General features: G+C 32.0%; 22 protein-coding genes. 7 read left to right on the top strand and 15 right to left on the bottom strand.

Translation table 11 applies throughout. The annotated features are described in order from the left end of the window. Nucleotides 1–27: 27 nt before the first annotated feature. Nucleotides 28–210, bottom strand: a complete 183-nt coding sequence (locus ACN0WY_RS15770; RefSeq protein WP_330487244.1) for a hypothetical protein — start codon at nt 208–210, stop codon at nt 28–30. A 463-nt stretch (nt 211–673) separates the two neighbouring features. On the opposite strand from ACN0WY_RS15770, the gene ACN0WY_RS15765 reads away from it, so the two are divergent. Continuing rightward, a complete protein-coding gene (locus tag ACN0WY_RS15765; protein ID WP_417800971.1) occupies nt 674–952 on the top strand; it encodes a hypothetical protein in 279 nt (92 codons plus the stop codon). A gap of 138 nt (nt 953–1090) precedes the next feature. Here ACN0WY_RS15765 and ACN0WY_RS15760 read toward each other — a convergent pair whose 3' ends face one another. From ACN0WY_RS15760 to ACN0WY_RS15745, 4 genes are all read right to left on the bottom strand, one after another. Continuing rightward, entirely contained in the window at nt 1091–2014 is a 924-nt protein-coding gene (locus ACN0WY_RS15760) for an AraC family transcriptional regulator (protein WP_417800970.1), read from the bottom strand. Continuing rightward, nucleotides 2001–2534 (bottom strand): alpha/beta hydrolase, encoded by a 534-nt coding sequence (locus tag ACN0WY_RS15755; protein WP_417800969.1) that lies wholly within the window; start codon nt 2532–2534, stop codon nt 2001–2003. The genes ACN0WY_RS15760 and ACN0WY_RS15755 overlap by 14 nt, the downstream gene beginning before the upstream one ends. A gap of 364 nt (nt 2535–2898) precedes the next feature. Further along, nucleotides 2899–3207 carry a hypothetical protein gene (locus ACN0WY_RS15750; RefSeq protein ID WP_417800968.1) on the bottom strand — a complete coding sequence of 103 codons (309 nt, stop codon included), beginning with the start codon at nt 3205–3207 and terminating at the stop codon, nt 2899–2901. 11 nt (nt 3208–3218) lie between these two features. Then, entirely contained in the window at nt 3219–4508 is a 1290-nt protein-coding gene (locus tag ACN0WY_RS15745; protein WP_330487249.1) for an NAD(P)/FAD-dependent oxidoreductase, read from the bottom strand. 225 nt (nt 4509–4733) lie between these two features. Here ACN0WY_RS15745 and ACN0WY_RS15740 point away from each other — a divergent pair, with 225 nt between their 5' ends. Further along, nucleotides 4734–5057: a hypothetical protein gene (locus ACN0WY_RS15740; RefSeq protein ID WP_417800967.1), complete on the top strand. Its 324-nt coding sequence runs from the start codon at nt 4734–4736 to the stop codon at nt 5055–5057. On the opposite strand, the gene ACN0WY_RS15735 is transcribed toward ACN0WY_RS15740, so the two are convergent. The 9 genes from ACN0WY_RS15735 to ACN0WY_RS15695 all read right to left on the bottom strand — a co-directional run bounded on the left by ACN0WY_RS15735 (nt 5052) and on the right by ACN0WY_RS15695 (nt 17193). Then, nucleotides 5052–5579, bottom strand: coding sequence for a hypothetical protein (locus ACN0WY_RS15735; RefSeq protein WP_330487251.1), 528 nt, complete (start codon nt 5577–5579; stop codon nt 5052–5054). The two genes, ACN0WY_RS15740 and ACN0WY_RS15735, sit on opposite strands and share 6 nt — an antisense overlap. Next, complete coding sequence (locus ACN0WY_RS15730) at nt 5580–6002, bottom strand: secondary thiamine-phosphate synthase enzyme YjbQ (protein ID WP_417800966.1); 423 nt, start codon at nt 6000–6002, stop codon at nt 5580–5582. A gap of 9 nt (nt 6003–6011) precedes the next feature. Beyond that, nucleotides 6012–6761: a LytTR family DNA-binding domain-containing protein gene (locus ACN0WY_RS15725; RefSeq protein WP_330487253.1), complete on the bottom strand. Its 750-nt coding sequence runs from the start codon at nt 6759–6761 to the stop codon at nt 6012–6014. A 2-nt stretch (nt 6762–6763) separates the two neighbouring features. Next, entirely contained in the window at nt 6764–9679 is a 2916-nt protein-coding gene (locus tag ACN0WY_RS15720) for a histidine kinase (RefSeq protein ID WP_417800965.1), read from the bottom strand. 395 nt (nt 9680–10074) lie between these two features. Continuing rightward, on the bottom strand, nt 10075–10581 hold the full coding sequence (locus tag ACN0WY_RS15715; RefSeq protein ID WP_417800964.1) for a hypothetical protein: 507 nt from the start codon (nt 10579–10581) through the stop codon (nt 10075–10077). Between the two features lie 180 nt (nt 10582–10761). Beyond that, a complete protein-coding gene (locus ACN0WY_RS15710; protein ID WP_417800963.1) occupies nt 10762–12069 on the bottom strand; it encodes a hypothetical protein in 1308 nt (435 codons plus the stop codon). Nucleotides 12070–12151: 82 nt separating this feature from the next. Next, the gene (locus ACN0WY_RS15705; RefSeq protein WP_417800962.1) at nt 12152–14314 is read right to left on the bottom strand and encodes a choice-of-anchor D domain-containing protein; all 2163 of its coding nucleotides are present in this window, start codon (nt 14312–14314) and stop codon (nt 12152–12154) included. Between the two features lie 228 nt (nt 14315–14542). Further along, nucleotides 14543–16450: a molecular chaperone DnaK gene (gene dnaK, locus ACN0WY_RS15700; protein ID WP_330487259.1), complete on the bottom strand. Its 1908-nt coding sequence runs from the start codon at nt 16448–16450 to the stop codon at nt 14543–14545. Nucleotides 16451–16587: 137 nt separating this feature from the next. Then, nucleotides 16588–17193 carry an NUDIX hydrolase gene (locus tag ACN0WY_RS15695; protein ID WP_417800961.1) on the bottom strand — a complete coding sequence of 202 codons (606 nt, stop codon included), beginning with the start codon at nt 17191–17193 and terminating at the stop codon, nt 16588–16590. 7 nt (nt 17194–17200) lie between these two features. Here ACN0WY_RS15695 and pyrE point away from each other — a divergent pair, with 7 nt between their 5' ends. After that, the gene (pyrE, locus tag ACN0WY_RS15690) at nt 17201–17851 is read left to right on the top strand and encodes an orotate phosphoribosyltransferase (protein WP_417800960.1); all 651 of its coding nucleotides are present in this window, start codon (nt 17201–17203) and stop codon (nt 17849–17851) included. A 10-nt stretch (nt 17852–17861) separates the two neighbouring features. Beyond that, nucleotides 17862–18251 (top strand): SRPBCC family protein, encoded by a 390-nt coding sequence (locus ACN0WY_RS15685; protein WP_417800959.1) that lies wholly within the window; start codon nt 17862–17864, stop codon nt 18249–18251. Here ACN0WY_RS15685 and ACN0WY_RS15680 read toward each other — a convergent pair. Beyond that, nucleotides 18246–18983 (bottom strand): biotin--[acetyl-CoA-carboxylase] ligase, encoded by a 738-nt coding sequence (locus ACN0WY_RS15680; protein WP_330487263.1) that lies wholly within the window; start codon nt 18981–18983, stop codon nt 18246–18248. The genes ACN0WY_RS15685 and ACN0WY_RS15680 overlap by 6 nt on opposite strands. A gap of 86 nt (nt 18984–19069) precedes the next feature. Between ACN0WY_RS15680 and rsfS the strand changes: the two genes are divergently transcribed. Genes rsfS through ACN0WY_RS15665 form a run of 3 tightly spaced genes read left to right on the top strand, consistent with a single transcriptional unit; the run spans nt 19070 to nt 21991 of the window. After that, complete coding sequence (gene rsfS / locus ACN0WY_RS15675; RefSeq protein WP_125068011.1) at nt 19070–19438, top strand: ribosome silencing factor; 369 nt, start codon at nt 19070–19072, stop codon at nt 19436–19438. Between the two features lie 25 nt (nt 19439–19463). Next, entirely contained in the window at nt 19464–21389 is a 1926-nt protein-coding gene (ftsH, locus tag ACN0WY_RS15670; RefSeq protein ID WP_330487264.1) for an ATP-dependent zinc metalloprotease FtsH, read from the top strand. A gap of 11 nt (nt 21390–21400) precedes the next feature. Then, on the top strand, nt 21401–21991 hold the full coding sequence (locus tag ACN0WY_RS15665; protein ID WP_330487265.1) for an LUD domain-containing protein: 591 nt from the start codon (nt 21401–21403) through the stop codon (nt 21989–21991). Nucleotides 21992–22047: the final 56 nt, after the last annotated feature.

Genomic DNA, 22047 nt, shown 5'->3' with positions numbered 1-22047 from the left:
TTAATATACTAAATACCTTATTAAATATTAACAAACACAGTGAGACCAATCTAAACCGTATTTTTCCATTTGATCTTGAATGTAGAAATCTCTATCTCTCCAACTAGAACGGCAAAAATCGTTGCAATCGTAAAACATTCTCCCCCCTCTAATCTCTTGTTGATCTTCTTTGTTTAATCTTTTTCCCAAGTTTAAAATTTGTTTTTTCATAATAATATAATGATTTAATTAAATTGATTAAATCCTTGAACATATTTATAGACACTCAAGGTTTATGTCTATTTTCTCGCGAAAGAATTTTTAAGGACTTTAAAATAATGTTTTTTTTTTAATATTTTTCTATTAAGGTTCAAATACGCAAAAAACAGACTTAATTAAGCTCAACTCTAAGCACACAAAATAATCATTAAATTTATCGTGCTCTTAAAATATATTTTGGGTTTAGAATGTTCCTATTTCCTATAAACAAAAGGATACCCTTAATAGACTTGACATTTCATTCCAAAAGAATCAACGGTCTTTTTATGGTTATTTTTTTATCTTTGGCACACTAAAAATTGCTCTTATATTCTTTCTTATTTATTATTAAAGAATGCATAGTAATCTTTGTTATATATATTAACGGTATACAGTAAATAAAATTGAAAAGAAAAATTTAATCAAAAACAAAAGCATGTTAGAAATATTAGCAATCGTTTTTTTAGGTAAAAAAATAGCTGAATTAGCAGAAGAAAAAGGAGAAAGCCCTAAAAAGTGGAAAGGTATAATGATAGGCTCTTGGTTTGGAGCAGAAATTTTGGGTATTGTAATATTTGCCTCTACAGTTGGAATAGGTGATGATACTATTTTTCCTGCTGTAATTACAGGTATAGCTTGTGGATTGGCTAGTTATTTTATTGTTAGAAGCATGCTGTCTTCAAAACCTAACACTCCTCTAAAAGAATTATCATAAAGAATAATAGTGATAGCTTACTCGGCATTTAACCCGAATCGTTAGCCGACTAGATAAAACGGTCTTATAAAATTGAGGTGTTGCATAGTATCCTAAAAGACTCTATGCAACATATATCAATAGTACTACAATAACTTTCTACTCCACAGGGATACAAATATCTACAATACATTTCCCTTCTGGGTGTTCATTAGGGTTATTGTAAAAAATCTCATACGGATCTTGGTCATTTTTTTTAAAACCATGTTCACTCATCCACACAAAACTACTTTCCCAGGCTTGTTGAAATTCTGACGGAGTAATTTCTAAACGAGATACTATACATTTTGCTTCGGGTATTTCTTTTACACTTACTTCTCCTTCAGTTTTTACCTCTGAATTTAAAATTAAACAAACACTCATTCTTATTTTGTCTTCATCGGTAATTTTCGGACTATCGTGATATACCGTTAGCATTCTTAAATTTTCCTGCTGCATTAGCCCTTTAGGATACGCCCACTTTATCAATTTATGGTAAGTTTTTTCTACTGCATCCAGTTTTCCTTGATGTGTTAAATAGGCCACTTTTAAGGTTGGTATTTTTTTTACTTCAATTTTAGCTTTCATTTGCATCCATTTTAAGTTTGTTTGTATGTTACAAATGTATTGCTCAAACCGAGTTTCTATTTTTCCATTCTTGTTTTCTGTTTTACAAATCTTGCTATATTTAAATGAGCTTCCTTTTTTAAATTCAGCAGGACTCATTCCGTAAAACTTTTTAAAAGCCCTTGAAAATGATGGCAAACTTGCAAAACCTACTATTTCGGATACTTCTGTAACCGTTTTACTCTTTTTATTTAGTAAAAAAGAAGCTGCCTTTTCTATTTTCTTTCTAGTAATAAAATCATTTACTGTTTCTTTAGTTACAGCTTTAAAAAGCCTATGAAAATGATAGGGAGAAAAGTATGCCTTTTCTGCTATTTCTTCTAAAACAAGTTTTTTATCTAAATTTCCTTCAATAAAATCAATAGCATTACTTATCCGTATAGCTGTTTTATTGGGTATTTTTTCAGACGATTTCATAACTCTTATTTATTTGTAAACATAGTTTAGACACAAAATCTTCTTCCTTATACATTTCATGAGCTTTCTGTGGAATGACACTAGGCGTTAGCTTTATGTTTTCAAACCAGTCTTCACTTGGCTTGTAAACATCTTTTCCTCCGTAATAAAGCGCTATTTTCCCTTTTGGGCGTTCTGTTTCATAACGTAATCTTGTTGATGAAATAGCATAAAAACTTTTAACATCTAAACCGTTTAAACAAGCCTTCCAAGCTATGGTTCCCCCTATGCTGAAAGCTAAAACTGTAAGCTGTTCTTTTTCTAATTTTATTAAGTTTTCAACCGCTTTTTCTATTCCTTCGTTTAAGAAAAAAGCATGTCGTTGTGCTTCTAACAAATATTTTTGAGGCATTTCGGCTAATTCACAGCTATTATACAACACAACCTTAAAATTATCAGACAACCTGTTTACATACATAGAAACCCAACTAGCGCCTGTAATTCCCCATAAATCTGATAAAATTAGTAATCGATTTTTCATGTATTGCTATTCATTTTTTGTAAAAGGAAAAATACAAAACCTCCTGCAAAATATAAAACAACATCCAATACATCTGCTGTATACCTTACATGATATTTAGGCAATATTAACTCAAATAACACGGAATACAATACACATATATAAAGTATTAATCCTAAAGAAATACACCAACTTTTATCACTCCTACTCCACTGTAACACAAAGAGACTTACTGTTAATACAATAGGGATTATTAAAAAATCGTTTACGTAATTATTAATAAAAGAGGGAAGTTTGATACTTAACCTTTGTGCTGTATAAATAAGACTTCCTATAACTATTGAAACTATAAAATAATATGTAAGTATCTTATTCTGCACTTATCCTAACCCGCTGCTACCATGGCTATAAACCATGCGATTAAAGCACCAATGGCACTGACTAATAAATACGCTGAATACAAAACCCAACCAACGATACGATACAACCAGAATGAATGCTTTTTTAATCGTTCTGCCAAATTAGGGTTTGCTATGTCATCTTTCGCTTTTTTAAGTTCTTCTTTTTTATAAGCTATAACTTTTTGCTCTTGTCTTTTTTCAAAAGAAATCAATGTATTACAATTTTTACAGTAATCTCTATTCTTGTTAAAAATTCCGCAATTAGGACATTTAACATTTCTAGTAATTGCCATTTTCTTGTTCTTTAAAAACTGTTTTTGTTTTTCTTTTTATACGGGCGAATAATAAGCCTTGTTTCTCTATCAAAACGCACATAATTGTATACCCAATTCATAAATACAACTGCTTTATTTCTAAACCCGATAAGTGAAAACAAGTGCACAAACATCCAAATAAACCATGCAAAAACCCCTTGAAACTTCCATCTTGACAAATCTACTACTGCCTTATTTCTTCCAATAGTCGCCATAGAACCTTTATCGTTATACACGAATGCTTTTTGCTTTTTACCCTTTAGTTTTGCTAAAATATTTTTACCTAATAAGCGTCCTTGTTGAATAGCTGGTTGTGCCATCATTGGGTGTCCTCTTTCATAGTCTTTGGTTTCCATACGCGCTACATCTCCAATAGCATATATATTATCATATCCAATTACCTTGCTGTATTCATCTACTGCAAACCGATTAGCTCTTTCTATTACACATTCTTTATGTAAACCCGAAACAGTAGCTCCTTTTACACCTGCTGCCCAAATAACTGTCTGCGCTTTAAAATGATCTTCTCCATTTGTAGTAACAGTTTCTCCATCGTAATCTAACACCCGAAGATCTTTCCATACATCTACCCCAAGCTTTATTAAGAAGTCTTCTGCTTTTTCAGAAGCTTTATTACTCATTCCTTTTAACAACTCACCTGAGCTTTGAATAAGGTTTATTTTCATCTGTCGAATATCTAAATCTGGATAATCTTTTGGTAAAATACCTTTTTTCATTTCTGCTAAAGCGCCTGCAAGTTCAACTCCTGTAGGCCCCCCTCCTACAATAACGAAGTTCATCAATGCTCTTCGCTTCTCTAAATCGGTAACCAATAAAGCCTCTTCAAAGTTTTCTAAAACCAAACTGCGAATATTCAATGCTTGCGGAACTGATTTCATTTCCATAGCGTGTTTTTGAATATTGGTGTTTCCAAAGAAATTAGTTGTTGATCCGGTAGCGATAATCAACTCATCATACTCTAAGCTCCCTATTGTCGTTTCAATATAATTTTTCTCAGCATTGATTTGGGTAACTTTTGCCAACCTAAAGAAAAAGTTTTCTACATCGTTAAATCTTTTTCTTAAAGGAAACGCGATACTATCGGGCTCCAGCCCACCTGTAGCCACTTGATAGAGCAAAGGTTGAAAAGTGTGGTAATTGTGTTTATCTATTAAAACTACCTGTAATTCTTGGTTTTCTAAAGCCCTTGCCGCTGCCAATCCTGCAAATCCTCCTCCAATAATTAGTACTCGAGGAAAACTTGTTTGAGGTATGTTCATTATTTATTAGGATTTTATATCTAATTAGCAAATTTAACTAAAAGAGAAAGGAGTTAGTTAAAATTTATTTTTTAGTTTTACGCTCAGCCCCCGTTAATCAAATTAGGAACTGTTATGTTTAATTTTTTTAAGAAGAAAAAAGTAACGAGTTTAACTATAGTATGCGATACAGACATAATACACATTAATAGTAAACCTCTTACATTTCCCACTAATTATAGCACTTTGGTTGAAGTTTTAGGCCCACCTAGTAGGGAATTAAAAAAAAGTAATGACTATATTATTTGGGATACGCATGGTATTTTTTGCGGTTATACTGATAAAGATCATATTTTATCTATAAACATTTATCAGCACAAAAAAGATAGAAGTGAGTACAATACCAAAAAACAATTTAAAGGAAAGCTTGTTTTAAACAATGAAGAAATTACCAATAATGAGTTTGGCAAAATTCCACTTGGTAAGGTAGCGATTCACAGATTAGGTAGAGAAAGCGACATGCGCTTTGGGTTTAGTATTGGTATTAATAGAGACTACAAAGATTCATAATTCTAACTTTACTTGTTGTAACGTTTTGTTTGTTGTTATGAGTTTATTGATTATTTTTTTTCTTAACATATCAATATCCTCTTCATAATAGCGTGCCCACTTGTACTCTTTAAATAAAGTTTGAATTTGTTTTAAGCGCTGGTGTGCAAACTCTGAGGTCATTAAAAACCGATTGTATTCTATATTGTTTTGGGCTCTTTTTATACTTGCCTTACACTCTTTGTAATCAACTTCTAAATAAAACACCTTATCTGTCGTGTTTAATGGATAAAAATCAGACCAATTTGCGTACCCTACATAATAATTTTGATTTTTATAATTTTCTATTCCCTGAATTTTCCATCGGCAATTGGCTACTCTACCCCAGTGATTTGAATAGCGAAAAACTCCTTCTTCTGTGTAGTAGTAATAGCTACCTGATTTACTTTGAAAATGCGCTTTCATCTCCTCAAAAAAATCGATGTTTTGCAATTCAAACTCACAATAGGTACTTCTGTAAAAATTAAATTTATGATACTTCATTTAAATTCCAAAAGCTGTTAATACAAGAGTTCTTCTTCCTCCATAGTTTCTGTGCTCGCCTATATAAATTCCTTGCCAAGTTCCTACATTGAGCTTTCCTTGGGTTATCGGAATTTGTACTTGGCATCCTAACATAGAACTTTTAATATGTGCTGGCATATCATCTGCTCCTTCATAATCGTGTTTGTAGTACGGCATATTTTCAGGGATCATTTTGTTGATATGTGATTCGAAATCCATTCGAACGGTTGGATCAGCATTTTCATTAATCGTTAAACTTGCAGATGTATGCTTAATAAATGCCTGAAACTGTCCTATTTTAATTTTATTAAGCTCTGGTAGCGCTTCTAATAAAATATTTGTAATTAAATGGTAACCTCTGTTAAATACTGGTAATTGAATTTCTTTTTGGTAAAATTGCATACCGCAAATCTAAAACACTTCTTTTATAATCTTTATAAATTCTTGTTTTTTTGTTTTAGAAATAGGTATTGTTGTTTGATTTTGCATCAACAAAAAATCTCCATCTTTTTTTATAAACTTCTCTAAATAATGGAGATTAATTAAGTAAGACCTGTGGCACCTGAAAAATAAGTTATTGCTTTGAAGTTGATTTTCGAAATATGATAACGGTTTACAAATAAGCTGCTTTTCTTTATTTGCCAAATGTACCTTTGTATACATACCATCTGCTTCTAAATACAAGATATCTTCATGAGACACAAAAATAATTTCTCCAGGAACTTCTAAAGCTATTTTATGTGACGATAAAGATTGAATTGCTTTTTTTAGCTCTGAAAATTGTGCTGAGACCTTTTTCTGCTCTATGTTTACTTTAGCCTTATTTATAGCTACTCGCAACTCTTCTCTATCAATAGGTTTTACCAAATAATCTATTGCCGATAACTTTAATGCTTCTAATGCGTATTGCTGGTAGGCTGTTGTAAAAATTAATTGAAATTCAATAGGCTCTGATATAAACTCTAAAATCTCCAACCCTGAATACTCTGGCATTTCAATATCTAAAAAAACAATGTCAGGAGTATGTTCATTTATTTCTTTTACTCCATTTAACAAGTTATCGGCTGTAATAACACTTTTTATTTCAGGAAAGAATTCTGTAAGCATCGTTTCCATTACACTACGTGCTTTTGCCTCATCATCAATTATTAATGCTTTCATTTTTAAATTCTTTTTATTTTTAGTGTCACTACCGTTCCAGTAGCCTTATTATTTTCATCAACTTTATCTGTAAACTCTACTGAAATATCAAACAGCTTTTCTTTCTTATACAGTGAAACTCGTTCTTGGGTGGCATTCACTGCAAAAGACTTATGTCCTTGTCTTTTCTTATTAATTTCAAATGATTTTTTTCTTCCAATACCATCATCCTCTATAGTTACAATTAACAAATTAACAGTCTCTTTTTTAATTGTTATCCATAGGTTTCCTTGTTTTTTTTTATGAACAAGTCCATGCTTTATGGCATTTTCTACAAACGGTTGTAAAAACAACGGTGGAACTTCAAATTGCTCTTTATTTACATTCTTATCTACGAAGAAATGAACTTTAAATTTATTCTCAAATCGCAATTGCTCTAATGCTATATAAATTTCAAGTGAACTGAGTTCTTCTTTTAGCGATATTACATTAACCCTACTATGATTTAAATACATTCTAATTAAACGGGAAAATTTAACCAGGTAATCACTCGCTAAATATTTTTCGTTCTTCATTACATAATCTTGAATTGCGCCTAATGAATTAAAAATGAAATGAGGGTTCATTTGTGAGCGTAAGTTCTCTAATCGTAACTTACTTATTCTACTAGCTAAAATCACTTTTTCTAATTCTCGCTCTCCTTCTTTCTCTTTCCACTGTAACTTAATTCGGTAATACATTACGACCCCTAAAACTGATGTAAAAAATACAGTTACGATGAACCACCAATGCTCCCAAAAAGGTTTTTGAACAATAATTTTAACACCATTACTTTCTTTCCCAATACTTCCATCTAAGCTTTTGGTTCTAAGTAAAAACTCATATTTTCCAGATGGAATTCCAATATACCTAACAACATCGTCATTCAATTCTGATGTTTGCCATTCGGTATTGAAACCTAAAAGCTTGTATTGAAAAACATTTTTACTACTAGCTTTAAATCCGTTTGCATTAAAATTGAATGTAATATCATTGGTTTTATAAGGTAGCTCATACTTTGTTTTTATTTCTTGTTCGTTACCTCCTATTTTAACATTACTTATATAAGCCAATGGAACTGTTTTAGAGTGCGTTAAATTTGGAATAGATACATCTACTTTACATAAAAAATTGTTTCCAGCTATCCATAAATGATTATTTTGAACAACTGGTTGTTTAAACTTAATGGCACTTTTATCAGTTAAATTGATTGTTTTTATCAATTTTTTATCTGTATCATATCGCTGTATCCCTTTTTCAGTAACAATCCATAGAAAATTATCCTTTCCAAAAATTCCTTTTATTTGGGATTGCAACAATCCTGTTGAATACGTAATACTGTCGGTAACTTTTCCAGCTGCTAATCCTAAGATTTTATCTCTTGTAGTTGCCCATATGTTACCATTAACAGTTTGAGTATATTCAGAAAAAATAATGGGCTTGTTTTGATAACTTACAGGAATGGTTTGTAGTTTTGTATTATAAACTACCGTTCCGTCAATATAAGTTACGTAAATAAGTTTATTTTTAGAATCGTAATGAGTGCTAATAGGTCTTTTATTCTCTAAAACTATATGCTCTTTATTTTTTGATAAATTGGTGTAAATAATAGCATGTCGATACGATAAACACACTAGAGAATCTTTACTTATTTGAGCAAAACCTTTAGCAGTTGTAAACTGACTACCTACATTTGTATTTTTTTTACTCTTCAAGTTATAAATATAACTACTCGTACCATTGGTACTTACATATGCTCTATTGAGTATTTCATCATACTTAATTCTATTTACGGGGCGTTGATTCGATAAACTCGTTACCGTATACTTGTTATTTTGTGTATTGTAATCTATTAAATTTCCATTTTGTGTACCTAGCAACAAATGATTTTCAGCTATCGCTTCTATTGAAATAATATCTTCTTTTATTTCTAAAAAACTCTTCTTTGTTATCCCTAAACTCGGCACTACAAAAACACCATTCTGAAGCGTTGTTAACCAATAATTATTTTCATTATCTTTTAAAACATCGGTGATGTGGTAATCTTTAAAAATTTGTTCGGTATCATTAACTTTTGTCTTTTCTAAAGTTCTATAAATTCCTTTTGACGTTAACAGCCAGTTTTCTTGAAACTTCTTGGTATTGTATACTTGAGCTTTTTGAAAATTCTGGGGAAGTTTTATCGTACTAATTTTTCGGGTATGTATGTTAATTGATATCGTTTTGAAAACATCTTTTTCTAATTGAATTACCACCTCATCAAACCACTGAAACATTTGAAAATTCCCTTTATCTAAAGAAAGTTTTTCTTGATCCCATTTTATTTTTTTGAAAACAGGCACACCATTTTCTTCATAAACATGAGTTATGTTATTTGTTTCTTTTAAGTTGTAGTAAAAAAAGCCATTTTCAGATTTTGCTATTTTAGAAACCTCTGCATGTAAGTCTTTTTTAACCGATCCATTTTTTTTATCTATCTGATAACTTTTCCTTTGAGATATAAAGAAAACATCGTTTTTCATAACTATTAAATGGGCAAAAGTTCCTTTTAGCTCATTAGAAAAGTCTTTGAACAACCGTAACTCTTTACCTACAACTTTATAGATATGTCCTGAAATGGTAGAACACCAAATTTGTCCCTCGTCATCAATCTGTAAATTGAATATACTTTTCGTAGTGGCAATCGTATTTTTTAACTTTACAAACTTTTTTCCATTATAGTAAAACAATCCTTGCTCTGCTCCGACCCAAACTAAATTGTTTTTGTCTTGAATAATATTAAAATTAGCTAAAGAGACCAAACCATCATCTGAGGTAAATTGTGTATAAAAAGGTTCTTGAGAAAAAACATTCTCAAAGAGAAGAAATACAAAAACAAGTATGTAAATAGTTTTTTTCACAAGTTTACTACTACTATAAAAAGGTGGCTCTGCAATAATACGCAAAAACACCCCCTTTATTTATAACTATTTTTAGTTTAAAGTTCATTAATTAATCCCTATAATAATAAATTTATATCCATTGAATGATTTTTCAATACTAACGGTTTTTAACCAATAAAATTTACCTCTAAAAAATAATGGCAGCAGTAAAAATTTATGAACTGTATGTGTGTGTTTCTTTTTAAGTCTTCTTTTTTTAACATAAAATTTCATCATGCAAAACAATTTAATCTAGCATAAAAATTCCGCTTCTCTAACAACGTTATCGTCACTATCTAAACACCTTATACACCTCATTAATAAAGATAACACTATGTTTATTGTATTTTGAATATTCTTCTATAATTCTTTTTTTAATCTTCTGTATACAGTCCACTATATGCTCCTTCAAACACAACACCATCTAGTCTTTTGTATGCATATTTTAATTGAATGTTATCGGCAGTTAGTTCAATAACTTTAACATATCCCTCAACAGCTCTTTTACTGTCAACATTAGTTGACCTTAAAAGTTGAAAACCATTTACTGCACCTAAATAATAATGAGACTCAGGCATTTCAATATAGTAATCTGCGTCCATTGAAATATCAACTTGTTTAATTCCTTCAAATTCCATTTTGGCGCCAGAGCCTGCTGGTAGTTGAGCTGATTGATCTTTTGTTAATGAATGCAATCCTATTGCAATATCACCATGAAGATTATAGCTTATATTTACTTGCTGAATTCCATATTCATCCTGCCCAAAATTCATAGTATTATTATAAATTTCTTGTGCTGGGGCTTGCTCTTCTTTAGAGCAAGAAGTAAATCCTAGTACCAATAAGAGTACTAGCATTAATAATTTATTTCTTGTTTTCATTTTATATATTTTGTTAAACCTGTTGTATGCCTTGAAAAAACGCTATCAATTCCAACGAGTTGTACTATTTAAGTGAGTGCAATTTGCATCAAGGATAAAAGTTTTTGTATTAATTTAATTTTCGATACAATTTTTCTTCTTTACAACAAGAAAAAATCACTCAAATGCACAATAGGGAGTTTATTTTATGTCACATTTACAATAAGCTCCATAAGGAGCACCTCCTGTTCGGCTTATGCCGTTAAAATAAGCTTCACCGTAGTTTCCTCCTCCTCTGTAATCTCTTCGTAAAATAAACTGTTGCAGCATACACTGTCCGTCAGAATTTTTCTGAACAACAGCTCCTACTGCCCATTGGTACAAAGGAATTCCTGATACTTTGTGCTTTACTATTGACCATCTATTCGAAGTAACATATTGCTTTAAGTTCTTCATACTGGTTTTGCTGTAATAAGCAGTTAAACCTTTGGTAGCAATTCCTATCAAGCTACTGTTTAAGTTCCCTTTAGCTGGCATTTTTACTTTAGCTAATGCATCTCTTTCCGAATCGTTACGTAATTCTTCAAAAAGGCTAAAAGTTGTTTGTTCAGTTAATTGAACGTTTTTGTAATACTTTTTAATCTTTTCAGGATCTTTTGCAGCAATTACAAACTGCTTTGGTTGTGCATTGTTCATCCACTTATGACCTTCATTGTCGTTTTTATGATATACTTCAGCACCAATTAATAATACACCTGGCTCTAATAAAAGTACATTTGCATTAGTCCATTCAGGTCCTCCTCCCATACCAAATTGAAATTGAATATTTCCTTTATCCGCAGATTTTCTATAATGTTTTGGCACTACACCATATCTTTTTTGTTCTGGAGAAAAAAACGCGTTTAATTGGTATGTTACGGGATTATATTCTATAGAAAATCCTTCATAAATATCTCCTGGGTTACTATCGAAGTGACTTGATGGATTTCTAACAAAGTATTGTGATAAATGGTAGTACCCAGATAATTCCATTTTATCGGAAAAACCACCATTATAAGCAGGTATTTTTTTAAACTTTGTTCTGTTTAATACGTAAACTTGATTGTCTTTAAACTTATTCTCTTCACTACTTTCTATGGGTGAAGGAATTTCACTCACTACCTTTCCCTTACTATTTTCTTTAGCTAACAAAGCCTCTTTTTCTGCTGCTTGCTTTTGTTGATACTCTTTGTACTTTTTAAAATAAAAATCTTGCTTTTCTTTATCATTGGGGTACTTTTTAGCTAACTCTTTTTTAAACTCTTCATCAGAATACTCATTAGCATTAGACGTTGAACTGGTATTTGAACTTGTAGTCGACTCTTCTATTGCTGAAGAAGCTTTCTCTTCAACTTTTTTAGTTATTTTTTGCTTCGCTTTCTTCAACATGCCACCAAACTGAGCATTTGCCGTTTGGTGAAACAAAAAACTAGCGAAGAATAAACAAAGTAATGTTGTATATTTTTTCATCTCTATTATTGTTTTGCTATTAAAAAGCCACCTGCTTTTACACAGGTAACTTTCTTGAATTACTATTTAAAGGGACTATTTTTTATTGACATGCGGTTGTACTCCAACTAGCACCAACAGGTTTAGTCCATTGATGTGCTGGCGTATTTGGTGGATATAGAGGATCAAACCCAGCGTCGTGCTGTATACATGGTAAATTAGGATTTCCATCTGCAACCATGTAAAGAAAATTTACATTGTTACCATTTGCAACATTTAAACTAGTAAGGCTGTTATTTCTAGCATGTAAACTATTAACTTTTGAGTTAGCAGAAATATCTATACTTGTTAACTTGTTATTGTAAACAACCAAAGTTCTTAAATCTGGATACATAGCAACATCTAACGAACTAATTTGATTGTGCTCTAAGTATAAAGTTTTTAAACTATTTGCAGTTGTTGGCAACAATAAGGTTGAAATATTATTATCACCACATTGAAAGTTACCTAAATTGGAGTGGTTTGTTAAATCGATTGAGCTTATATTATTCTGCTGAATTAATATTGTTTGCAAAGCAGTATTAGATGAAAGATCTAATGAAGTTAAGTTATTATTTTTTAACGATAATCTTACAATAACTGTGTTTTGGCTCAAATCTATACTCGTTAAAGCGTTGTTCATTGCATGAAATTCTGAAATATTTACAAAAGCCTCTAAACCTGTTACATCAGCTATATTAAGTCCATCAACACGAATAACACCTGTGTAAGCTTGTGCTTCTGAATCCTGAATTTCAGAATCACCATTAGTATTAATAGCGTTATTAGTAACTAAAGCCGTTTTAAAATTAGCATCTGGTATATTTACAATATTACCTGTTACGACTTGTAAACCCTTACCAGTAATAACAATAGCATATCTTGGTTTTGTAGGGTCATTACTTTCTACAAGTATCGTTGCATATTTTTGTCCTTCAGACTGTGGTGTAAAACGTACTGTTACCACATAAGAACTATTAGGTGCGATAGATTGAGGTGCAGATACATTAACAAAAGTAAAATCAGCAGCATTAGCTCCACTCACACTAATATCGCCTACTTCTAAATTTCCTTGACCATTATTTTGAACTTCAAAAGTTAAATCATTTCCAGAGTTTCCTACTGTTACATCACCAAAATCCAACCCTGTTTCGCTAAAAGCAATGGCTGGTTGCGCTGGTGCTGTTCCTGTTCCATTCATTCCTAAAAACACATCATCGTTATTAGAGTTATTAAAAAGTCTAATAGACCCTGAGGCAAACCCATCTGAACTTGGGCTAAACTTAACTTCAAAAGTATATGTACTTCCAGAAGCAATAGTCCTTACTAAGGAACTTGTTCCTCCAACTACCGAAAAAGATGACGATGTACTGCCTCCTACTATATTCACATTTGTGATTTCCAAGTCAGCATTTCCTGTATTACTAATGGTTATATTCTTTGATACTTCTTGTCCAACTTCAACAGTACCAAAGGCTATTGGTGACTCACTAAACGTCATTACTGGTGCTGCTACTGCTGTACCTTTACCAGCTAACGCTATAACTTTTACACCAACATTTGTTGTTACTTCTAAACTAGCTATTTTATCCCCTTCTGTTGTTGGAGCAAATATTACCGAAACCGTTTTTGTTCCTCCTACAGCTAAGGTTTCTACGGTTGCTGTAGTTGAAAAATCAGCAGCATTTGTTCCTTTTACCTCAAAAGCAGTAATTTCTAAATCGGCATCTCCACTATTTGTTATGGTGAATGTAACATCATTTGTTTGCATAATTTCTACATCTCCAAACGATAAGGTTGTTACACTCAAGTCAACAGTTGGCAGTGGTTTTGGCACTGCAACACCTGTTACTGTTACTTCTTTTTTACCAATGTTAGTCACAACTTCTAAAACCGCTTCTTTATTTCCTGTTGTTAAAGGAGCAAAAGTAATTTCAAAGCTGTAAGTCTCTTCTTTTCTAATTACTTTAGGTACTGCACTTGTAGAAAAATCTGCTGCATTGGCTCCTTTTATAACAAATTCATCAATTTCTAAATCTGCTCCCCCTTCATTTGTTACTTCAAATGAATAACTTACAGATTGTTCCACTTCCACTGTTCCGAAGTCTTTTTCTATCTCATCAATAGAAAATACTGCTGGAATAATTTCTTCATCTTTATCACAACCTGTGATACTTGCAAGTACAAAAAGTATTGCGCCTGCATACATGGTAACTTTTTTTCTCATGTGTTACGTTTTTCTAATTTTTATTTTTTGCACTTCTATAAAAGTGCTTTTCCCTTATTTGTGGGTAAAAGTATAGGCGGAGTAACAAATACACTGAAAAACTTGCTGAAAGGGTTTTATTATTTTCTGAAACGTTTCTTTTTCTTTCTAAAAGAAATCATACAACCTTGTTAAAAGTAAAAAAGCTCGCCAATAGGCGAGCTTTTAATAATTTAAATATCTAAGAAATTACTTCACTTCTTCAAAGTCAACATCTTCTACATTATCTCCACTTTCTGATGAAGCACCTGCATCAGCACCACCCTGCGCACCAGCTCCGTTTGCTTGTGCATCTTGTTGCGCTTTGTACATTTCTTCAGAAGCAACTTTCCATGCTTCATTAATCTTTTCCATGGCAGCATCAATAGCTGCAAGGTCTTTAGATTCATGAGCTTTCTTTAATTCTTCTAAAGCAGCTTCAATAGGTTCTTTTTTATCTGCTGATAATTTATCTCCAAACTCTTTTAATTGCTTTTCTGTTTGGAAAATCATAGAGTCAGCTCCATTAACTTTGTCTGCAGTTTCTTTGGCTTGCTTATCTGCTTCAGCATTTGCTTCAGCATCAGCTTTCATCTTTTCGATTTCTTCATCTGTTAATCCAGAAGAAGCTTCAATACGGATGTTTTGTGATTTTCCTGTTGCTTTATCAGCTGCAGATACATTGATGATTCCATTTGCATCGATATCAAAAGTTACTTCAATTTGAGGAACTCCTCTTGGTGCTGGTGGAATATCCGTTAATTGAAAACGACCAATTGTTTTATTATCTGCTGCCATCGCTCTTTCACCTTGTAATACGTGAATATCTACCGATGGTTGGTTATCTACTGCTGTAGAGAATACTTGCGACTTTTTGGTTGGAATGGTTGTATTTGCATCGATTAATTTTGTAAATACATTACCCATAGTTTCAATTCCTAATGATAATGGTGTTACGTCTAATAATAATACGTCTTTTACATCACCTGTTAACACTCCTCCTTGAATTGCCGCTCCTAAAGATACAACCTCATCTGGGTTTACTCCTTTACTAGGTGCTTTACCAAAGAACTTTTCTACTGCTTCTTGAATTGCAGGAATACGAGTTGAACCTCCTACTAAGATAATTTCATCAATATCAGAAGTTGATAAATCCGCATTTTTTAACGCTGTTTGACAAGGCTCGATTGTTCTTTTTACTAAATCGTCGATTAATTGCTCAAACTTAGCTCTACTTAATGTTCTTACCAAGTGTTTTGGACCACTAGCTGTAGCAGTAATGTATGGTAAGTTAATTTCTGTAGACGTTGTACTTGACAATTCAATCTTTGCTTTTTCTGCAGCCTCTTTTAAACGTTGTAATGCCATAGGATCTTTACGTAAATCCATATTCTCTTCAGCATTGAATTCTTCTGCCAACCAGTTAATGATTTTTTCATCTACATCATCCCCTCCTAAATGTGTATCTCCATCAGTAGCTAATACTTCAAATACTCCATCTCCTAATTCTAAGATAGAAACATCGTGTGTACCTCCACCAAAGTCAAATACTACGATTTTCTTATCATCATTTGCTTTATCTAATCCATAAGCTAAGGCAGCTGCTGTAGGCTCGTTAATAATACGACGAACTTTTAATCCAGCAATTTCACCTGCTTCTTTAGTTGCCTGACGTTGAGCATCGTTAAAATATGCTGGTACTGTAATTACCGCTTCAGAAACTCCCTGACCTAAGTAGTCTTCAGCAGTTTTCTTCATTTTCTGTAATATCATTGCAGAAATTTCTTGAGGCGTATACATACGATCATCAATTTTAACTCTTGGTGTATCGTTATCTCCTTTTACTACCTCATAAGGAACTCTATCTGCCTCTTTTTGAGACTCAGAATATTTATTCCCCATAAAACGTTTAATAGAATAAACTGTTTTAGTTGGGTTTGTTACTGCTTGACGCTTTGCAGGATCTCCTACTTTACGCTCACCTCCTTCAACAAATGCAACTATAGAAGGGGTTGTTCTTTTTCCTTCTGCATTTGGAATTACTACTGGCTCATTACCTTCCATTACAGAAACACATGAGTTCGTAGTACCTAAATCTATACCTATAATTTTACTCATAATCTTTATTTATCTTTTTTAAAAGTTTTAAATTCAATTTTACGAGTAGTATTAGTCAAAGTGTATGCCATTGGTTTTTTACTTATATTTTGACAGAAAAAGGTATCAATTAGCGTATTTTTTATGACAGAGTGTCATTAATTGGTGTTGTTTACATAAGATTTGTACACCATTATTATGTTTGCAAATGTATTTTGTAATGCTTTATTAGTTTCTTCCTCGGCTTTAAACTCGGCTTTAGTAATACCTTCTTCTAATTGAGGAGTTAAACTTCCCTCATAATTAGAAAACATTAAATACCAATGTGTTTCTTTCAAACGATATTCGTTTTGCTGCATAAATAAATGATAGGTAATAAGAAGTTCTCTACTAATAATAAGTTTTTCAATGCCACATTCTTCCTCTACTTCTCTTATGGCTGTTTCCATCAAGTTTTCTCCTTCCTCAACACGTCCTTTGGGCAAATCCCATTTATTTCCTCTATAAATAAACAGCACTTTTTTACTTTCGTTTAAAACCAATCCTCCAGCAGCAGTTATTATTTTAAACTTAATTTTAAAGTCTTTCCAATCTTCCATTAAATTATTAGAATAGATGTAAACACCGTTTAACTTACCTACTTTTAACTTGTAAATAAGTTCTTCAATAATTGTATTTTTGTAGATATAAACTGAAAAATCTTCTTCATTTTTAAGTGAAGTTGTAAAGATTATTGGTTTATCATTAACAAAAACTTTATACATTTGCGCTATGGATTTTAACAAAGATACAGCAAAAAAAACTGCCGAGCTTCTTTTGCAAATTAAGGCTATAAAATTAAGTCCCCAAGCACCTTTCACATGGGCTTCTGGTTGGAAGTCACCTATTTACTGTGATAACAGAATCACGTTGTCGTACCCTCCTGTTAGAAATTTTTTAAAACAAGAGATTGCCAAACTAGTAGAAGAGAAACATGGCAAACCTGATGTTATAGCAGGGGTTGCTACTGGTGCTATTGCAATTGGTATACTCGTTGCGCAAGAGCTAGGAGTGCCTTTTGTATATGTTAGACCCGAACCTAAAAAGCACGGTCGACAAAACCAAATTGAAGGACATATAGAAAGTGGTCAAAATGTTGTAGTAATTGAGGATTTAATTAGTACTGGAAAAAGTAGTTTAAATGCTGTAAAAGCATTGAAAGAAGCACATGCCAATGTAAAAGGAATGATTGCTATTTTTTCTTATGGATTTAACATAGCCACAGAGAATTTTAAAAATGACAAAGTAGAACTAACTACTTTAAGTAATTATGAACATTTGTTAGAGCAAGCTCTAGATAGTAAATATATTACTAGCGAGGAACTTCGAACTTTAGAGGATTGGAGAATTGCCCCTAGTGAGTGGAACCAAAACGATAAATAACAGCACAATAATGAATATAGAAGGAAATACCGTTACTGTAAAAAAATCATCTAAAGATTTATTTGAATTTCTAACCAAGTTAGAAAACTTTGAACAACTAATGCCTGAAAACACGCAAAAATTTGAGATTGATGGTGATAGCTTTATTTTTGGTTTAAAAGGGATGCCAGAAATTCGGTTAATCATGAAAGAAAAAACTGAATACTCTAATGTTACCTTAGGCGCTGCAAGTAGTAAATTACCTTTTACATTAGCTGCTGACATAACTGAAGTTAATGATCATGAAAGTCAAGCTACTTTAAAATTCGACGGTGAATTTAACGCTATGATGGCAATGATGGTTAAAGCCCCATTAACAAAGTTTATCGGTACGTTAACTGAAAATTTAGAAAAGTTATAAAGTAGCAAACGAAACTTCTTTTAAGCCAAATTCTTGAATAGTTTCATCTGCTAATTCTATTTGGAGGTTTCCATTTTTAGATACTCCTATAATTTTACCCATAAATAAAATGTTCTGACCTTTTTTAAACATTGTTGGAACATTTTTTTTGTACAAATACTTTAAGTAAGCTTCTTCTAATAATTCATATTCTTTTTTTTCTAAAAGCGTAAAGTAATCTTCTAGCTTCTTCAAAGTACTTTCTAACAATATATCCAAATCAAATTCTTTTCCTAAGATATTTTTTACAGAAGAAGCATTCGGTAAGTTTTTAGAAAATGAGTCTTGGTTTACATTTATTCCAACTCCTATTACTGACGACACTATTTTACTACCTTTTAATGTATTTTCAATTAATATGCCTCCCAGCTTTTTATTTCCTGACAGAATGTCGTTAGGCCATTTTATTGCCAAATTTGGTAAACCTAGTTCTTTTAAAACTTCAAAAACACTTAACGAAACACTAAAGTTTAAATACTTATGTTTTTCAACATCTAAGTCTGTAAACCTAGAAAACACACTAAAAGTGAGATTTTTTCCTTCTTCAACAACCCATTCAGAATTCATTTGCCCCCTACCTTTAGTTTGGGTTTTAGCAACTACAACTGTAAAATCATCAGCTACCACTTTTGACACCATATTCTTCAAAAAGGTGTTGGTAGAGTCGATGGCATTAAGTTTGATTATTTTCATATGCATTTAGCGTGTAAAACAAGTATCAATATTACATAAATTACTCGCAAAAAAATAATAACTTTGCTAAAACTTAATTTTTTTTAATGACAATAAAACAAACAAACACAGACGATCTTTTAGCTGTGATTATTAAAGGGATTGATGATGTAAAAGGAGAGGATATCCAATTACTAGATTTAAGAGAGATAGAAAACACTGTTTGTGATTATTTTGTAGTTTGTTCTGCTAATTCGAACACACAAGTTAACGCCATTTCAGGCTCTGTACAAAAAATAGTAAGTAAAGAACTTAAAGACAAACCTTGGCATGTGGAAGGGCAAGGAAACTCTGAATGGGTTCTTATGGATTACGTAAATGTTGTTGTACATATCTTTCAAAAACAAGTTCGTGAATTTTACGACATTGAAAGTCTTTGGGGAGATGCAAAAATTACAGAAATCAACCCTGCATAATTGCTAACATTTTATACACCTTTTTATGAGTGATAATAAAAAAAACGCGCCAAAATTTAGTTTCAATTCATTTTGGCTATACATACCAATAATTGTAATTTTACTAGGATTAAGCTTTTTTAATTCTGGTAACTTAGGTTCTCGTAATATTACAAAAAACGAGTTTACTGAAATTCTTCAAGCAAACGATATTAAAGAAATCGTTGTAGAAAACAACAATGTTGCTCAAATATTTTTAAAGCCTGAGGCTGAGAAAAAAGAGCAACATAAAAAATTAGCAGATTCTCCATTTTACAGAAAGGGATCTCCTCTTTACACCTATAACTTTGGTGATTTACAAAATTTTGAAAATGAAATCAACAAGGAAAAAGAAGAAAAGAACCTAGACTTTGACAAAGTAAATGTAGAAAGAACTAGTATGATGGATACCATCATTAGCTTTCTACCTTTTATTTTATTAATTGTTATTTGGCTTTTCTTCATGAGAAGAATGTCTGGAGCTGCTGGAGGTGGTGGTGCTGGAGGTCAAATTTTTAACATTGGTAAATCTAAAGCCAAGCTTTTTGACGAAAACACTAAGGTTAAAACGACCTTTAAAAATGTAGCTGGTTTAGAAGGCGCTAAAGAAGAAGTACAAGAAATTGTTGACTTCTTAAAAAGTCCAGAAAAATACACTAAATTAGGAGGTAAAATACCTAAAGGAGCTTTATTAGTAGGGCCTCCTGGAACAGGAAAAACTTTATTAGCAAAAGCTGTTGCTGGTGAAGCTGGGGTACCTTTCTTCTCTTTATCTGGTTCAGATTTTGTTGAAATGTTTGTTGGAGTTGGTGCTTCTCGTGTACGTGACTTGTTTAAACAAGCTCAACAAAAATCTCCTTCTATCATTTTTATTGATGAAATTGATGCTATTGGACGTGCTAGAGGTAAGAACAGTATGACTGGTGGTAATGATGAACGTGAAAACACATTAAACCAATTATTAACAGAAATGGATGGTTTTGGTACTGATACCAATGTTATTGTGTTAGCAGCAACGAACCGTGCAGACGTGTTAGATAAAGCTTTAATGCGTGCTGGACGTTTTGACCGTCAAATTTATGTTGATTTACCAGATTTACACGAACGTCGAGAAATTTTTGAAGTTCACATCAAGCCGTTAAAATTAGCTGCAAATGCCGATTTAGAATTCTTAGCACAACAAACACCTGGTTTCTCTGGTGCTGATATTGCTAACCTATGTAATGAAGCTGCTTTAATTGCTGCTAGAAAGGGTAAAGAAGCTATTGAGCATCAAGATTTCTTAGACGCTGTTGATAGAATTGTAGGCGGGTTAGAGAAGAAAAACAAGGTAATAACGCCTAAAGAAAAGAAAGTAATTGCTTTTCATGAAGCGGGTCACGCAACTGTTAGTTGGATGTTAGAACACGCTGCTCCGTTAGTAAAAGTAACAATTGTGCCTCGCGGTCAATCTTTAGGAGCTGCTTGGTATCTTCCTGAAGAAAGAAAAATTGTTCAAACAGAACAAATGCTTGATGAAATGTGTGCTACCATGGGAGGTAGGGCTGCTGAAAAATTAATTTTCAATAAAATTTCAACAGGAGCGTTAAGTGATTTAGAAAAAGTTACTAAACAAGCGCGAGCTATGGTAACTGTTTATGGTTTGAATGACAAAGTAGGTAACGTTACCTATTACGATTCTTCTGGTAATGATGCCTTTGTGAAACCTTATAGTGATGCCACTGCTAAAAAGATTGATGAAGAAATTTCTGAAATAATAGAAACTCAATACAAAAGGGCTATTGAAATACTTGACAAGAACAGGGATAAATTAACAGAACTTGCTGATTTATTACTGGAAAAAGAAGTTATCTTTAAAGATGATTTAATAAAAATCTTTGGAGACAGACCATTTGGAAAGGAAGAAAAGCCTGAAATTACAACAGAAGAATAGTTTTTATTTAAATGAATTTTTTTAAAAAATTATTTAAAACATATCAAGAATCATCTAAAGAAAAAAAAGTCAACGAACAAGAAGTTCATTTGTCTTTAGATGATTCTTTTGTGCATCATTTTATTAATAAAGGAGGAAAATTTTTATACTCTACATCAATAAACGAAGTAAGCAATCATTTAAAAAACATCTTGCAAGAAAACAATTGGCATACAATTACTTGTACGGATTATGATTTATTAAAAATTACTGAAAAAATTGATATTTCTGTACAAAACCATTCCTCTGATTCTGTCCCTTTTTTTACTTCTTGTGAACATTTGATTGCCGACAAAGGAGAAATTTTATTTTCTTCTAATCAGTTAGGCAGTCATAAACTAGCCTCTCTCTCTAAACATTTTATTGTATATGCTACGACGAGTCAGCTAGTAAAAAATACAGGAGAAGGATTAACGGGTATTAAAACACATTTTAGCGGTAACATACCAACCAACATTAGTTCTATTAAGAATTATACGTTTGAAGTTGAAGATGATAATTTTTTGAGTTATGGTAATAATAACACAAAAGATTTATATTTGCTGCTCTTTGAAGACCTTTAAAATATGTCTAACCTTTTTGTAAGAAGTCTTTCTGCACTCGTTTATGCTGTCCTTTT

The organism is Tenacibaculum sp. (assembly GCF_048269885.1).
Taxonomy (GTDB): domain Bacteria; phylum Bacteroidota; class Bacteroidia; order Flavobacteriales; family Flavobacteriaceae; genus Polaribacter.
The sequence above is the reverse complement of the archived record's forward strand: the minus strand, read 5'-3'. Positions and strand labels throughout refer to the sequence as shown.

What these genes read in the sequence shown, in the direction of transcription:
- ACN0WY_RS15770 (WP_330487244.1), bottom strand. Translation starts at nt 210, where the DNA reads ATGAAAAAACAAATTTTAAACTTGGGAAAAAGATTAAACAAAGAAGAT.
- ACN0WY_RS15765 (WP_417800971.1), top strand. Translation starts at nt 674, where the DNA reads ATGTTAGAAATATTAGCAATCGTTTTTTTAGGTAAAAAAATAGCTGAA.
- ACN0WY_RS15760 (WP_417800970.1), bottom strand. Translation starts at nt 2,014, where the DNA reads ATGAAATCGTCTGAAAAAATACCCAATAAAACAGCTATACGGATAAGT.
- ACN0WY_RS15755 (WP_417800969.1), bottom strand. Translation starts at nt 2,534, where the DNA reads ATGAAAAATCGATTACTAATTTTATCAGATTTATGGGGAATTACAGGC.
- ACN0WY_RS15750 (WP_417800968.1), bottom strand. Translation starts at nt 3,207, where the DNA reads ATGGCAATTACTAGAAATGTTAAATGTCCTAATTGCGGAATTTTTAAC.
- ACN0WY_RS15745 (WP_330487249.1), bottom strand. Translation starts at nt 4,508, where the DNA reads ATGAACATACCTCAAACAAGTTTTCCTCGAGTACTAATTATTGGAGGA.
- ACN0WY_RS15735 (WP_330487251.1), bottom strand. Translation starts at nt 5,579, where the DNA reads ATGAAGTATCATAAATTTAATTTTTACAGAAGTACCTATTGTGAGTTT.
- ACN0WY_RS15730 (WP_417800966.1), bottom strand. Translation starts at nt 6,002, where the DNA reads ATGCAATTTTACCAAAAAGAAATTCAATTACCAGTATTTAACAGAGGT.
- ACN0WY_RS15725 (WP_330487253.1), bottom strand. Translation starts at nt 6,761, where the DNA reads ATGAAAGCATTAATAATTGATGATGAGGCAAAAGCACGTAGTGTAATG.
- ACN0WY_RS15715 (WP_417800964.1), bottom strand. Translation starts at nt 10,581, where the DNA reads ATGAAAACAAGAAATAAATTATTAATGCTAGTACTCTTATTGGTACTA.
- ACN0WY_RS15710 (WP_417800963.1), bottom strand. Translation starts at nt 12,069, where the DNA reads ATGAAAAAATATACAACATTACTTTGTTTATTCTTCGCTAGTTTTTTG.
- ACN0WY_RS15705 (WP_417800962.1), bottom strand. Translation starts at nt 14,314, where the DNA reads ATGAGAAAAAAAGTTACCATGTATGCAGGCGCAATACTTTTTGTACTT.
- dnaK (WP_330487259.1), bottom strand. Translation starts at nt 16,450, where the DNA reads ATGAGTAAAATTATAGGTATAGATTTAGGTACTACGAACTCATGTGTT.
- ACN0WY_RS15695 (WP_417800961.1), bottom strand. Translation starts at nt 17,193, where the DNA reads ATGTATAAAGTTTTTGTTAATGATAAACCAATAATCTTTACAACTTCA.
- pyrE (WP_417800960.1), top strand. Translation starts at nt 17,201, where the DNA reads ATGGATTTTAACAAAGATACAGCAAAAAAAACTGCCGAGCTTCTTTTG.
- ACN0WY_RS15685 (WP_417800959.1), top strand. Translation starts at nt 17,862, where the DNA reads ATGAATATAGAAGGAAATACCGTTACTGTAAAAAAATCATCTAAAGAT.
- ACN0WY_RS15680 (WP_330487263.1), bottom strand. Translation starts at nt 18,983, where the DNA reads ATGAAAATAATCAAACTTAATGCCATCGACTCTACCAACACCTTTTTG.
- rsfS (WP_125068011.1), top strand. Translation starts at nt 19,070, where the DNA reads ATGACAATAAAACAAACAAACACAGACGATCTTTTAGCTGTGATTATT.
- ftsH (WP_330487264.1), top strand. Translation starts at nt 19,464, where the DNA reads ATGAGTGATAATAAAAAAAACGCGCCAAAATTTAGTTTCAATTCATTT.
- ACN0WY_RS15665 (WP_330487265.1), top strand. Translation starts at nt 21,401, where the DNA reads ATGAATTTTTTTAAAAAATTATTTAAAACATATCAAGAATCATCTAAA.